We start from the raw sequence: 12,917 nt of genomic DNA on the forward strand, positions 1-12,917 counted from the left end.
CTCGGGAGCCATAAACGCTCCCTATGGAGGATGCCATGAACCAGTGGACAAACGCCAGGCTCTGTGACGTAGCCAACCTGATCCTTGGGGCAATTCTGTTCTTCTCCCCCTGGATCTTCACCTTTGCGGCAGGCCCGCAGACGCAGAACGCCCTCGGCAGCGGAATCTTGATTGTCGTGCTTTCGGTTGCCGCCCTCGCAGCATTTGCCGTGTGGGAAGAGTGGGTGAACCTGGTCGTCGGACTGTGGGTTCTCGCATCGCCCTGGGTGCTTGGATTCCAGGCGACCACGGCGATGACCGTGCATGTCGTGATCGGCATTCTGGTCGCCGTGCTGGCGGCGATCGAGCTCTGGATGATGTATCAGAACCCGCCGACCCAGTCCGCCGCCTAACAGGCGCAGCCAGCCAGCGCCCTTTTTTGGGCCTGACGGATCTATCGGTCGTCTGCCGGTCTCTCGGCAACAGCCGCCGGAGGCCGGGCAGGCGGCGTTTGTTTGGACGAGAATAGGAAGGATGGCGCATTATGGTCGGTCACAATCCGCGTTCGACGGCCAGGATTGCGGGACATCCTATTCATCCGATGCTCGTGCCATTTCCGATCGCCTGCTTCGCCGGCACCCTGCTGACGGATCTAGCCTATTGGCGAACAGCGGAGATGATGTGGGCTGACTTCTCCGCTTGGCTGGTTACCGTCGGCGTGATCATGGGCTGCCTAGCAGCGATCGCGGGGCTGATCGATTTCCTGGCCAATCCGCTGATAAGGGCACAGCCCCCCGCCTGGCCGCACGTGCTCGGCAATCTTCTGGCGCTGGCGTTATCCATCATCAACATGCTCGTGCACTCCCGCGATGCATGGACCTCCATCGTTCCTACCGGCTTGATCCTCTCGGCGGTTGTCGTGCTCATCCTCATCTTCACTGGTTGGCTGGGCTGGTCCATGGTGTACCGGCATCACGTCGGAGTGGCGGATTGATGCGCATAGCAAGCTCCATCGGTCAGACCAGGCGCATCGCGGTGTCCGTCCTCGTTTGCACTGCGGCGATCACTCTTGCAGCGTGCAGCGGCAACGACCCGGATCCCAGCAGTCAGATAGGGCCGAATCCAAACCTGCCGGAGCCGATCCAATATTTCTTCCCGCCCATGCACCTCGCTTCCGTGGTCGGATGGAAGAACGACGAAAAGCCGACCGTCGCGCAGGGGCTGCAGATCCAGGCTTATGCCCACGGCTTGCAGCATCCGCGGTCGCTTTACGTGCTGCCCAACGGCGACGTCCTGGTGGTCGAGTCCAAGGCGCCGGGTGGCGAACCGATCAAACGGCCCAAGGATTTGGTGATGGGCTGGATCGAATCCTGGGTTACCTCGGGCGGCGACAGCGGCCCAAGCAACCGCATTACGCTGCTGCGCGACACCGATGGCGATGGCAAGCCGGAGCTGACCAGCGTATTCCTCGACCACCTGAGCTCCCCCTTTGGCGTGGCGCTGGTGGGAAGCGATCTCTACGTCGCCAATACCGAATCCATCGTCCGCTATCCCTACAACACCGGTGACACAAAGATCACCGCGCCCGGGACGCCGCTAACCGCCCTGCCCGGCGGCCCGATCGACCACCATTGGACGAAGAGCCTGGTGGCAAGCCCCGACGGCTCGCTGCTCTATGTCGGCATCGGCTCGAACAGCAACGTCGCCGAAAACGGCATCGAGGCGGAGAAGAACCGCGCCGCCATCTGGCAGGTAGACAGGGCCACCGGCCGGTCGCGCATTTTCGCCAGCGGTTTGCGCAATCCAAACGGCCTGAGCTGGGAGCCGCAGACCGGGGCGCTCTGGGCAGTGATCAATGAGCGCGACGAGCTCGGCCCCAATCTCGTGCCGGATTATCTGACCTCGGTAAAGGATGGCGGCTTCTACGGATGGCCATACAGCTATTACGGCCAGCATCTCGATCCCCGCGTCATGCCCCAACGTCCGGACCTGGTCGCAAAAGCGATCGTTCCGGATTATGCACTGAGTTCCCACGTCGCCCCTCTGGGACTGGCCTTCTATACGGCAACCAGCCTTCCCGAGGCATATCGCGGCGGCGCCTTCGTTGGCGAGCATGGCAGCTGGAACCGCACGCGTTTTAATGGTTACAAGGTAGTGTTCGTACCATTCAGCGGCGGCCGTCCGAGCGGCGTCGCTACCGACGTGGTGACTGACTTCCTGGACAAGGACAACAAGGCGCGCGGCCGGCCTGTCGGCCTGGCTGTCGACAAAACCGGGGCCCTGCTCATCGCCGACGACGTCGGCAACACAGTTTGGCGGGTGACATCTGCCGGCCAATAAAGTGGCTCCACTCTCTTCGTCGAGCGTCGAGCAGGTGAACGGACACTGCTCGAAGCAATCGTGCTGACGTTCTTCGTCATGCTGCTGTTCCTGCAGAACCTGCGCGCGACGATCCCCGACGATCGCCGTTCCGGTGACTCTGCCGGGCACATTCGGCGTGCCCGCCCTTGCCGGTTACTCGACGCTGACGATGTTTGCCACGCGCTGCCGCTGATCATCGCCGAACCGAAGGACCGCCAGCGCCGAAATGGTATTTTTGCCCTTCCCACAGCCGGCTCTAGAATTTTCATCGCAAATCAAGTTATGATGCACTTGGTATTTCCCGGGGACGGCTTGCGCCGCTTGGAATACCGGGAGGAACCGGGACATGGCCGTTGCGCTTGTACTCGTTCTGATAGTCGTGGGCTCGGTGTTGTTCCACTTCCTGAGCCCATGGTGGTGGACGCCGATTGCCTCGAACTGGGACTATATCGACAACACCATCATCATAACTTTCTGGATCACCGGTGTCGTCTTCGCCGCCGTGGTTCTTTTCATGGCCTATTGCGTCTTCCGCTTCCGTCATCGGGAAGGCAATCAGGCGGCATATGAACCTGAGAACAGGCGGCTCGAATCCTGGCTGACGGTCGTCACCGCGGTTGGCGTCACCGCTTTGCTCGTTCCAGGCCTGTTCGTCTGGAGCCGGTTCGTTAACGTTCCAAGTGACGCAACCGAGGTCGAAGTCGTCGGCCAGCAGTGGCAATGGAGTTTCCGCCTCCCCGGCAAGGACGGCAAGCTCGGCACATCCGACACTCGCGACGTCAACGCTGAAAATCCACTCGGCGTCATCGCCACCGATGCCAACGGCCAGGACGATGTCGTAGTGGAAGCGGCCGACCTGCACCTCCCGGTAGGCAAACCGGTCAAGATGCTGCTCCGCTCGATCGATGTGCTGCACGATTTCTACGTGCCGGAATTCCGCGCCAAGATGGACATGATCCCGGGCTCGGTCACCTATTTCTGGTTCACTCCGACCAAGACCGGAACCTTCCAGGTCCTGTGTGCCGAACTCTGCGGCCAGGGACATCCGATGATGCATGGCGTGGTCATGGTCGATACTCAGGAAGACTATCTGGCGTGGCTTGGCCAGCAGCAGACTTTTGCGCAGCTGTCCGCCCCCCAGCAGATGGGCTCGGCAGAGTAGGAAACCGGAACGACGGCGCGCCGTCGGGATTGAAATTAGTGTGGCAAGCCCGAACTGTCGGGCTGGCCGAAAAGGGCACGGAGGTGTTCCTATGGTCGATATCACACCTGCAGATGCGGTACCGCCGGCCGAAGTCGCGGAAATGGAACTCTACCATCCGCACAGCTGGTGGACGAAATACGTTTTCTCGCAGGACGCCAAGGTCATCGCCATCCAGTATTCGGCGACGGCGACAGCGATCGGCATGGTCGCGCTGGTGCTATCCTGGCTGATGCGGCTGCAACTCGGCTTCCCCGGCACATTCGACTTCATCACCCCGGAAGCCTACTACCAGTTCATCACCATGCACGGCATGATCATGGTGATCTACCTGCTCACGGCACTCTTCCTGGGCGGCTTCGGCAACTATCTGATCCCGTTGATGGTTGGTGCTCGCGACATGGTCTTTCCCTATGTCAACATGCTGAGCTACTGGATCTATCTGCTTGCCGTGCTGGTCCTGGTGTCGAGCTTCTTTGCGCCCGGCGGACCGACGGGTGCCGGCTGGACGCTCTATCCGCCGCAGGCGATCATGACCGGTACGCCAGGCGGCCAGGACTGGGGCATCATCCTGATGCTTGTCTCGCTGATCCTATTCATCGTCGGCTTTACCATGGGCGGCTTGAACTATGTCGTGACGGTGCTGCAGGGGCGCACGCGCGGCATGACGCTGATGCGCCTTCCGCTTACTGTCTGGGGTATTTTCACCGCCACCATCATGGCGCTGCTCGCCTTCCCGGCGCTGTTCGTCGCCTGCGTGATGATGCTGCTCGACCGGGCGCTCGGCACCAGCTTCTTCATGCCGGCGATCGTCGAGATGGGCGAACAGTTGCAGCACGGCGGCGGCAGCCCGATCCTGTTCCAGCATCTGTTCTGGTTCTTCGGCCATCCGGAGGTCTACATCGTGGCGCTTCCGGCCTTCGGCATCGTATCCGACCTGATCAGCACCCATGCGCGCAAGAACATCTTCGGCTACCGCATGATGGTCTGGGCCATCGTCGGCATCGGCGCGCTGAGCTTCGTGGTCTGGGCGCACCACATGTATGTCAGTGGCATGCATCCCTATTTCGGCTTTTTCTTCGCCACAACGACATTGATCATCGCCGTCCCAACAGCCATCAAGGTCTACAATTGGGTGCTGACGCTGTGGCGCGGCGACATCCACCTCACGATTCCGATGCTTTTTGCCCTGGCCTTCATCGTCACCTTCGTCAATGGCGGGTTGACCGGCTTGTTCCTCGGCAATGTCGTCGTCGACGTTCCGCTGTCGGACACGATGTTCGTCGTCGCCCATTTCCACATGGTCATGGGGGTTGCCCCGATCATCGTAATCTTCGGCGCGATCTATCACTGGTATCCGAAGGTCACCGGCCGGATGCTGAACGAGACACTGGGCCGGTTCCATTTCTGGGTCACCTTCCTCGGCGCCTATCTGATCTTCTTTCCCATGCACTATCTCGGCTTGATGGGCGTGCCGCGGCGGTACAACGAATTGACCGACATGACGATCATGACGGAATCGGCTCACCACCTGAACTCGTTTATCAGCATCATGGCTTTTATAGTCGGTTTTGCTCAGATTGTGTTTCTGTTCAATCTCATCTGGAGCATCCGCCATGGCCGTGAGGCTGGCGGCAATCCGTGGCGGGCAACGACGCTCGAGTGGCAGACGCCCGAAACACCGCCCGCCCACGGCAATTTCGGCAAGGATCTGCCGATCGTCTATCGCTGGGCCTATGACTACAGCGTACCGGGAGCCAAGGAGGACTTCATACCGCAAAACGTTCCGGGCTCCTTCGCGCCCTCCAGGGAGCCGGCATGAGCGTAATCCTGGTCTTCCTGCTCGTGATCGCCGGTATTGCCGGGTGGTGGCTTTCCCATCAGCGGCTAATGACGAAACCGTGGCTCGAGCAAGGTATGATCGGGGATTTTGTCGCTCTGGACCGATCGGCGCTGCCGACCGCAAAGATCGGTCTCGGCGTCTTCCTTGCCGTCGTCGGCTGCCTGTTCGCGCTGTTCACCAGTGCTTACTTCATGCGCATGGCGCTGTCGGATTGGCGGCCGCTGCCCATCCCGCCCCTGCTCTGGCTTAACACCGGCGTACTGGTCTTGAGCAGCATTGCGATACAGTGCGCTTCGTTCGCGGCGCGCAAGGGTCAAGTGGACATGGTCAGGCTTGGCCTCGCCACCGCTGGACTCACGGCGCTCGTCTTCCTGATTGGACAGCTTGTGGCATGGCGGGAACTGAGTGCGGATGGCTATTTTCTGGCATCCAATCCGGCCAACAGCTTCTTCTACCTGCTAACGGGAATGCATGGCCTGCATATACTGGGAGGACTGGTCGGGCTGGGCAGAACGAGCGTCGGCGCCTGGAACGGAGCGCAGCCGCAGCGGCTTCGCCTCAGTGTCGAGCTGTGCGCCATGTACTGGCATTTCCTGCTTTTCGTCTGGCTCGCCATCTTTGCGCTTCTGGCCGGCTGGGCTTCGACTTTAATCGACATTTGCCGAGGGTTGCTGACCTAGGAGGAACGGGCGGATGGCAGAGACGACACTGGCCCACATCGGCCGAACAGAGCCGCGGCCCGCAGGCTGGCAAGGCATCGCCGCCGACTGGTCCTCGGATCAGCGGGCGTTCAAAAACGTGTCCTGGGGCAAGGCCATGATGTGGATCTTCCTGCTCAGCGACACGTTCATCTTCGGCTGCTTCCTGCTCTCCTACATGACCGCGCGTATCTCAACACGTGTGCCGTGGCCCAATCCGAGCGAGGTCTTCGCCCTGCGCATCGGTGGCTCCGACATTCCACTGATCCTTATCGCCATCATGACCTTCGTGCTGATCTCGAGCAGCGGAACGATGGCCATGGCGGTCAATTTCGGCTACCGCCGCGACCGCCGCAAGACGGCAGTGCTGATGCTCTTGACCGCAGCACTCGGCGCGACATTCGTCGGCATGCAGGCCTTCGAATGGACCAAGCTGATCACCGAGGGCGTGCGGCCTTGGGGCAATCCCTGGGGCGCTGCCCAGTTCGGCGCATCCTTTTTCATGATTACCGGCTTCCACGGCACGCACGTGACGATCGGGGTGATCTTCCTGATCATCGTGGCGCGAAAGGTCTGGCGCGGAGACTACGACGTCGGACGGCCCGGCTTCTTCACCAGCCGGAGGGGCCGCTACGAGAACGTCGAAATCATGGGGCTTTACTGGCATTTCGTCGACCTGGTCTGGGTGTTCATTTTCGCATTTTTCTATCTTTGGTGAGAGGCAGGACATGGCTGAAGCAACCGCAAACGGCCTGGGACAGCATGCGCTGGACAGCGCCCATACCCATGATGCGACGACGACCGGGTTTACCCCGGCGGAGGTTCATCAAGAGCACCCGATCAAGCTCTATCTGGTGGTCTGGGCGTGGTTGTTCATCCTCAGCACCTGCTCCTATCTGGTCGACTATTTCGGTCTCCACGGCTATCTCAGATGGTCGCTGATCCTGATCTTCATGATCCTCAAGGCAGGGCTGATCGTCGCCATCTTCATGCACATGGCCTGGGAACGGCTGGCGCTGGCATATGCAATTATCCTGCCGCCGGTGCTGGTGCTGGTGTTCGTGACGATGATGGTCTTCGAAGCGGACTACACGCTTCTCACCCGAATGGCGTTTTTCGGGGCCGGGCCCTGACATGCAATCCGGATCCAGGCCGTCCGGTCCTGGAGCCTTCGCCTTGAAACAATCCACGGCTGGTCCATTTCTGTTGGTATCGGAAACGACAGGCGATGCCGGCGTTTCCACATGCGTCGCGAACACCAGCAAGGGGCGCCCAAGATGACCATCGCAAACAGACTGAAGGACTTCATCGATAGGAAAGGAATTTCCTACGACACCGTCGAGCATCACCGCACGGCGACAAGCAGACAATCTGCCATTGCGGCACATGTGCCTGGCAGCATAATGGCCAAATCGGTGGTCGTTCACCACGACCGTGGCTACGCGCTCGCCGTGGTTCCAAGCACGCACAGGATAGAACTCGCGACATTGCAGGATGTCATGGACAAGCCTCTTGGACTTGCCTCCGAAGACGAGGTGGTCTCGTTGTTCGGCGATTGCGATGTCGGCGCTGTGCCGCCGATCGGCGCTGCCTATGATGTGCCAGTGGTCCTCGATGAAAGCCTCGGCGACGCTCCCGAAGTCTATTTCGAGGGCGGTGACCATAGGACGCTGGTGCATGTGAGCGGCAAGGATTTCCGCGACCTGACAAAGGACGCGCGCCAGGCCCGTTTCAGCCACCCGGCCTATTGAAAGCTCTGCCCCACCCTGCCCGCACCGGCACTTTCACCGGTGCGCGCAGGGCAGGTTTTTTTCAGCTCACGGTCTGGTGGCCGGCGACGATTCCACAACTTTCCGATAGACATGCCAGGTCGCATGACCAAGGATCGGCAGCACGACTGCCAACCCGGCGAACACTGGCAGCGAGCCGACGATCAGGGCGATGGCGACGATAAGGCCCCACACGGCCATCACGATCGGGTTGGCCAGGACAACGCGCACCGAGGTGTGGATGGCTTCGTAGGCGCCGACATCGCGGTCGAGCAACAACGGGAATGCGACGACCGTGGTGCACAACACAACCGCGGCGAACACGAAGCCGATGGCGTGACCCAGGATGATGAGCGTCCAGCCGCGTCCCGTGGCGAATATTTCACTGATGAAGCTGGACAGCGATTGCGGCGGCGCCGGGCCGAACAGGGTCTGGTAGAATATCTGGGCCGTCAAAAGCCAGGCGATGAAGATCGCAAGCAGCATGACGCCGACCGCTGCAATAGCCGGCAGTGCCGGAGAACTCCTGACCTCAAAGGCGTGCCTCCACGAGGCGTCGAGCCCGGCTTCCCGTCGCCGGCTGATCTCATAGAGGCCGATCGCCGCGAACGGACCAATCAGTGCAAAGCCGGATACAAGCGGAAACAGCAATGGCAGCGTGTTGTTACCTGATGTCCAGACAGCAAGCACGACTCCCGCAATCGGATAGATCAGGCAGAGAAAAACGATGTGCGACGGTTTGACCATGAAATCATCGACGCCACGCCTGAGCGCATCAAAAAGATCGGAGACACCGATTTTTCGAATTCTGGTGTGTTCCAGCGTCTCGCTGGCGCCTGCTATCACGTGAAAGCTTGCCATGACCATTCCTCCAGACCAGGTCCGGTAAGGTCGCGTTTTACGGTGCTGCCGTTCTGCATGATTGGCCCACGCAAACCGCGACCTGCACCATGATCAATATACTCTCATGCGGGGGACTTGTCGCGCTTTGTAGGAAGGCCCGGGAGCAGGAGGTCCCGGGTAGCCTGACTAGCTACGGACGCCGTTCTTCGATATGCTCTTCTAGTCGAAGGTGAAGGTCATGGACGGAAGGACAGTTCTCATACTCGGCCTTGGCGTCGTTATTCTGCTTTTGCTGGGATTTTGTGCTCTGCCAACGTGATGTTTTGAGCCGGGGTCAATAGTCGGCTGAAGCGATCACTCGCATTACAATGGTGTCGGCAAGCAACGCCGCAAATATTGCGAAAAGATAGACAATCGAATACGCAAACAGCGCCTTTGCCGGCTTCATCTCCTTGTCGGCGACGAGAACCTTCCAGGCCTGCCAAATGAAACCTGCACCCAACGCGGCTGAAGCAGTGCCGTAGTATCCGCTCGCGAAGCCGAAGCCCCAAGGGAGCACGCCGATTGGCGCCAAGAGCAGCGAATAGGCGAAGATTTGTTTTCTGGTCGAGTGCTGGCCGGCCACATTCGGCATCATCGGGACCCCCGCCGCGGCATAGTCACCGACCTTGAAAAGGGCCAGCGCCCAGAAATGAGGCGGCGTCCAGAGGAAAATGATCAGAAACAGGATGAGACTTTCAATGCCGATTGCGCCGGTTGCAGCAGCCCACCCGATCACCGGAGGAAGGGCGCCTGCCGCGCCGCCTATGACGATATTCTGTGGCGTCGAGCGCTTCAGCCACATCGTGTAGATGACGACATAGAAAAAGATGGTGAACGCCAACAACGATGCGGCGAGCCACCCCACCAGTACGCCGAGCGTCATGACCGACAGTGCGGAAAGCACCAGACCGAAGCTGAGAGCTTCGCCAGGCGTGACGCGACCGGACGGAATTGGTCGCTTGGACGTGCGAGACATCAAGACGTCTATGTCTGCGTCGTACCACATATTGAGCGCGCCGGCGGCTCCCGCTCCAACCGCGATTGCGCCGATGGCAATTACGGCGATAACTGGATTCATCACGCCGGGCGCCATCATCAGGCCGACGAAGGCAGTAAACACGGCAAGCGCCATGACGCGTGGTTTCAAAAGCGCAAAGAAATCACCCGCCGTCGCCTCCGAGAGGCGGATGCCGGTATCCTTGAGACGGCTTTCTTCAGTCGACATTCAGACGACCACCGATGGGAATGGCAGCCTAGCCGGCCAATGTCTTTTTTGCAACGAGCCGCCCTCCCCACCGACACTGCCGGCAGATTGCGGCCGAGGCTATGCCTCGACCTGCTTGCTATACCAAGATCCGGCGGAAGAGCCGGTCTATTTGGAGAATTGCTTCAGATAAGCAATGACATTGGCGACGTCCTCGTCCTTCTTGAGGCCGGGGAATGCCATCTTCGTTCCTTTGACCATCGCCTTGGGATCGTGAAGGTAGGTCGTCAGCGTGGCTTCGTCCCATCTAACGCCGGATTTTCCGGCCTCGGTCATAGCCTTGGAATAGCTGAACCCTGGATGCGTCCCGGCCGTTCGGCCGATAACGCCGTTCAAGGACGGACCCACCTTGTTCTGGTCCTTGTCTGCGACGTGGCAGACCTTGCATTTGGCGAAGACCTTCTCACCCGCCGCGGCATCCTGTGCCCGCGAGGGGCCGGCAATGACGGTGGCGACGGACATGATGATAAAAAACACAATGGCACGCATGGCATTTCCTCCCTGATCGCCAATTTGCCCTGGCTGACCTGCACAGGCCGACATTTAGTCCGCTGGCATGCGCTCTTGAATGGCAGAACGGATATCCACTGCCTGGGGTTGCGGCACCTACATACCACAGAACCCGGCCGGCAGGTAGAGTTCGGCCATGCAAAGGTTTACTGCGGACAATCTGCTCAAGGCAATTTGGTGTTGCAGCTGGCGGCGATCCGGCCGATCGCCTCTTCAACTCCGGTGAGGTCAAACTCGGCTTTGCCGCGCCCCGACAGCAGCCCGAACCGCCAGGAAAGCAGCAGCCGGTCCGCGGAAATCAGTCGCCTGATGCCGTCGGCACCGTCGCGGACCAGCATTCTGCTGCGCGGGCCGACCGACCAGCTTTCGTTGAGCTTGCCGGATTGGCCGACAGTCACCGACATGGCGATGGTTCGGCTGGCGGAAACGGTGTCGCTCAGCTGCAGCCATTCGCTCCAACGCGGTTCGCCGGCGGTCCGGCACGCGATCGTCAAAACCGGGCTGTAGCTCAATGCGCCGCCGCCGGTGATGAGCTTGTTGGTCGCGTAAAGCGAGGCGGTGACAAGGCCATCGCTGCTCTTGTCGAACCGCCAGTTGTCGAGAACCGTATCAGCCTGGGCAATGCCGCAGACCGACGCAAGCAGGAACGCCGCCGCCACGCTTCCGATACCGAAGAACTGTCTCAACGATGCCTCCAACAACCGCTGCGGTCAGCAACCCAGCGCAGATAATCATCAAAGCTTCATATCGCTACCTCGACCGCCAGATGCGTGAAATCCGTTGCGTCTGCGCCACAACGAAAAAGGCCGCCTCGAGAAGGCGGCCTTTCGGAATTCAGCAGGGACGTTATTCAGCGTCCTTGGCGGCCTTCTTCTTCGGCGCGGCCTTTTTCTTCGGCTCTTCAGCGTCGTCGTCGGCCTTCTTGGTGTCCGCTTTTTTCGCAGCCGCCTTCTTCGCCGGCTTGGCCTTGGTTGTCTCCGTATCCTCGTCGTCGGCCAGCAGCTCTTCCTTGCTGACCTTGACATCGGTGACCGAAATCTGGCCGAGCAGATGGTCGACCACCTTCTCTTCGAACATCGGCGCGCGCAACGTGTTCAGCGCTTCGGGATTGTTGCGATAGAATTCGAAGGCTTCCTGCTGCTGGTTGGCCGGATAGCGACGCACCTGCTCGAACAGGCCGCGCTGCAATTCCTCGTCCGTCACCGTGACGCCGGCCTTCTCGCCGATTTCGGCGAGAACCAGGCCGAGACGCACGCGGCGCTCGGCAAGCCGCATGTATTCTGCACGCGCTTCTTCTTCAGTCGTCTCTTCGTCGGCAAAGGTGCGCCCGGCAGCTTCGAGGTCGCGGTTGACCTGGTTCCAGATGTTGTTGAACTCGGCGTCAACGAGCTTGGACGGCGCCTCGAACGAGTAGGCAGCGTCGAGCTGGTCGAGCAACTGCCGCTTGACCTTCTGGCGCGTTATCGAGCCGAACTGGTTCTCGATCTGACCGCGCACCACCTCGCGCAGGCGCTCCAGCGATTCAACGCCGAGATTTTTGGCCATCTCGTCGTTGATCTCAAGCGCGCCGGGCTTCGACACTTCCTTGACCGTCACGTCAAAAGTGGCTTCCTTGCCGGCCAGATGCGCCGCCTGGTAGTTTTCCGGGAAGGTAACCGTGACCTGCTTCTCGTCGCCGGCCTTGCTGCCGACCAGCTGGTCCTCGAAGCCGGGGATGAATTCCTTCGAGCCGAGCACCAGCGGCTGATCGGTGCCGGCGCCGCCGTTGAAAGCTTCGCCGTCGATCTTGCCGACATAATCGATGGTCACGCGGTCGCCCTCGGCGGCCTTGCCGGTCTTCGGCTCGTAGATCCGAGCGGATTCGGCGACACGCTTGACCTGCTCGTCGATCTCTTCATCCGGCACGTCGAACACCTGGCGCGTCACCTTGATGTCGGAGAAATCCTTGATCTCGATCGGCGGAATGACCTCATAGTTCAGGCGGAACTCGAAATCGGCACCGCCTGCCAGGATCTTCTCGGCTTCCTTCTCGTCCTCGGTCATGATCACTTCGGGCTGCATGGCGGCCTTTTCGCCGCGCCCGGTGATGATCGAACGGGTCGAATCATTGAGAATCTCGTTGACCACTTCGGCCATGAATGATTTGCCGTAGACCTTGCGCAGATGCTGCACCGGCACCTTGCCGGGGCGGAAGCCGTTGATGCGGACCTTGTTCCTGGCATCGGAGAGCCGCGCCATCAGCTTGGCTTCCATGTCACCGGCCGGCACGGTGATCTTGATCTCGCGCTTGAGACCGGAGTTGAGCGTTTCGGTGACCTGCATCATAAAACCTTTGTTTCCACCAATGAGGCCGTCAAACGGCCCCTGCCGTTTACAGCCTGCCGGTATGATCTTGCCGGGAATGGCT

Annotated in this window: 14 protein-coding genes and 1 pseudogene; 10 read left to right on the plus strand and 5 right to left on the minus strand. The window is 60.3% G+C overall.

What is annotated here, in order from left to right; translation table 11 throughout:
• The first annotated feature begins 35 nt into the window (after positions 1 to 35).
• The 10 genes and pseudogenes from NKJ55_RS19975 to NKJ55_RS20020 all read left to right on the plus strand — a co-directional run bounded on the left by NKJ55_RS19975 (position 36) and on the right by NKJ55_RS20020 (position 7,833).
• Positions 36 to 392, plus strand: coding sequence for an SPW repeat protein (locus NKJ55_RS19975; protein ID WP_352451366.1), 357 nt, complete (start codon positions 36 to 38; stop codon positions 390 to 392).
• A gap of 131 nt (positions 393 to 523) precedes the next feature.
• Positions 524 to 973, plus strand: a complete 450-nt coding sequence (locus NKJ55_RS19980; protein ID WP_352451367.1) for a DUF2231 domain-containing protein — start codon at positions 524 to 526, stop codon at positions 971 to 973.
• The gene (locus NKJ55_RS19985; RefSeq protein ID WP_352451368.1) at positions 973 to 2,319 is read left to right on the plus strand and encodes a PQQ-dependent sugar dehydrogenase; all 1,347 of its coding nucleotides are present in this window, start codon (positions 973 to 975) and stop codon (positions 2,317 to 2,319) included. Before NKJ55_RS19980 ends, NKJ55_RS19985 begins: the two co-directional genes overlap by 1 nt.
• 42 nt (positions 2,320 to 2,361) lie before the next feature.
• Positions 2,362 to 2,518, plus strand: a pseudogene (locus NKJ55_RS19990) (efflux RND transporter permease subunit); the annotation flags it as partial.
• Between the two features lie 168 nt (positions 2,519 to 2,686).
• Entirely contained in the window at positions 2,687 to 3,502 is an 816-nt protein-coding gene (coxB, locus tag NKJ55_RS19995) for a cytochrome c oxidase subunit II (RefSeq protein ID WP_254818347.1), read from the plus strand.
• Positions 3,503 to 3,593: 91 nt separating this feature from the next.
• Positions 3,594 to 5,363, plus strand: coding sequence for a cytochrome c oxidase subunit I (gene ctaD, locus NKJ55_RS20000; RefSeq protein WP_023678901.1), 1,770 nt, complete (start codon positions 3,594 to 3,596; stop codon positions 5,361 to 5,363).
• Positions 5,360 to 6,064: a cytochrome c oxidase subunit 3 gene (locus NKJ55_RS20005; RefSeq protein WP_352451369.1), complete on the plus strand. Its 705-nt coding sequence runs from the start codon at positions 5,360 to 5,362 to the stop codon at positions 6,062 to 6,064. Before ctaD ends, NKJ55_RS20005 begins: the two co-directional genes overlap by 4 nt.
• A 13-nt stretch (positions 6,065 to 6,077) precedes the next feature.
• Positions 6,078 to 6,800 carry a heme-copper oxidase subunit III family protein gene (locus NKJ55_RS20010; protein WP_023678903.1) on the plus strand — a complete coding sequence of 241 codons (723 nt, stop codon included), beginning with the start codon at positions 6,078 to 6,080 and terminating at the stop codon, positions 6,798 to 6,800.
• A gap of 10 nt (positions 6,801 to 6,810) precedes the next feature.
• Positions 6,811 to 7,215, plus strand: a complete 405-nt coding sequence (locus tag NKJ55_RS20015; RefSeq protein ID WP_352451370.1) for a cytochrome C oxidase subunit IV family protein — start codon at positions 6,811 to 6,813, stop codon at positions 7,213 to 7,215.
• A 144-nt stretch (positions 7,216 to 7,359) separates the two neighbouring features.
• On the plus strand, positions 7,360 to 7,833 hold the full coding sequence (locus tag NKJ55_RS20020; protein ID WP_023678905.1) for an aminoacyl-tRNA deacylase: 474 nt from the start codon (positions 7,360 to 7,362) through the stop codon (positions 7,831 to 7,833).
• Between the two features lie 66 nt (positions 7,834 to 7,899).
• Here NKJ55_RS20020 and NKJ55_RS20025 read toward each other — a convergent pair whose 3' ends face one another.
• The 5 genes from NKJ55_RS20025 to tig form a co-directional block, all read right to left on the minus strand.
• Complete coding sequence (locus NKJ55_RS20025) at positions 7,900 to 8,712, minus strand: DUF2189 domain-containing protein (protein WP_352451371.1); 813 nt, start codon at positions 8,710 to 8,712, stop codon at positions 7,900 to 7,902.
• Between the two features lie 316 nt (positions 8,713 to 9,028).
• Positions 9,029 to 9,961, minus strand: coding sequence for a heme o synthase (locus NKJ55_RS20030; protein WP_352451372.1), 933 nt, complete (start codon positions 9,959 to 9,961; stop codon positions 9,029 to 9,031).
• 147 nt (positions 9,962 to 10,108) lie between these two features.
• Entirely contained in the window at positions 10,109 to 10,462 is a 354-nt protein-coding gene (locus NKJ55_RS20035) for a c-type cytochrome (RefSeq protein WP_502904497.1), read from the minus strand.
• Positions 10,463 to 10,674: 212 nt separating this feature from the next.
• Positions 10,675 to 11,196, minus strand: coding sequence for a hypothetical protein (locus NKJ55_RS20040; protein WP_023678909.1), 522 nt, complete (start codon positions 11,194 to 11,196; stop codon positions 10,675 to 10,677).
• 160 nt (positions 11,197 to 11,356) lie between these two features.
• Complete coding sequence (gene tig, locus NKJ55_RS20045) at positions 11,357 to 12,832, minus strand: trigger factor (RefSeq protein ID WP_352451415.1); 1,476 nt, start codon at positions 12,830 to 12,832, stop codon at positions 11,357 to 11,359.
• Positions 12,833 to 12,917 lie beyond the last annotated feature (85 nt).

The organism is Mesorhizobium sp. M0106, assembly GCF_040322715.1.
Classification (GTDB): Bacteria; Pseudomonadota; Alphaproteobacteria; order Rhizobiales; family Rhizobiaceae; genus Mesorhizobium.

Coding starts and splice junctions, on each gene's coding strand:
- NKJ55_RS19975 (WP_352451366.1), top strand. CDS start 36: ATGAACCAGTGGACAAACGCCAGGCTCTGTGACGTAGCCAACCTGATC.
- NKJ55_RS19980 (WP_352451367.1), top strand. CDS start 524: ATGGTCGGTCACAATCCGCGTTCGACGGCCAGGATTGCGGGACATCCT.
- NKJ55_RS19985 (WP_352451368.1), top strand. CDS start 973: ATGCGCATAGCAAGCTCCATCGGTCAGACCAGGCGCATCGCGGTGTCC.
- coxB (WP_254818347.1), top strand. CDS start 2,687: ATGGCCGTTGCGCTTGTACTCGTTCTGATAGTCGTGGGCTCGGTGTTG.
- ctaD (WP_023678901.1), top strand. CDS start 3,594: ATGGTCGATATCACACCTGCAGATGCGGTACCGCCGGCCGAAGTCGCG.
- NKJ55_RS20005 (WP_352451369.1), top strand. CDS start 5,360: ATGAGCGTAATCCTGGTCTTCCTGCTCGTGATCGCCGGTATTGCCGGG.
- NKJ55_RS20010 (WP_023678903.1), top strand. CDS start 6,078: ATGGCAGAGACGACACTGGCCCACATCGGCCGAACAGAGCCGCGGCCC.
- NKJ55_RS20015 (WP_352451370.1), top strand. CDS start 6,811: ATGGCTGAAGCAACCGCAAACGGCCTGGGACAGCATGCGCTGGACAGC.
- NKJ55_RS20020 (WP_023678905.1), top strand. CDS start 7,360: ATGACCATCGCAAACAGACTGAAGGACTTCATCGATAGGAAAGGAATT.
- NKJ55_RS20025 (WP_352451371.1), bottom strand. CDS start 8,712: ATGGCAAGCTTTCACGTGATAGCAGGCGCCAGCGAGACGCTGGAACAC.
- NKJ55_RS20030 (WP_352451372.1), bottom strand. CDS start 9,961: ATGTCGACTGAAGAAAGCCGTCTCAAGGATACCGGCATCCGCCTCTCG.
- NKJ55_RS20035 (WP_502904497.1), bottom strand. CDS start 10,462: ATGTCCGTCGCCACCGTCATTGCCGGCCCCTCGCGGGCACAGGATGCC.
- tig (WP_352451415.1), bottom strand. CDS start 12,832: ATGCAGGTCACCGAAACGCTCAACTCCGGTCTCAAGCGCGAGATCAAG.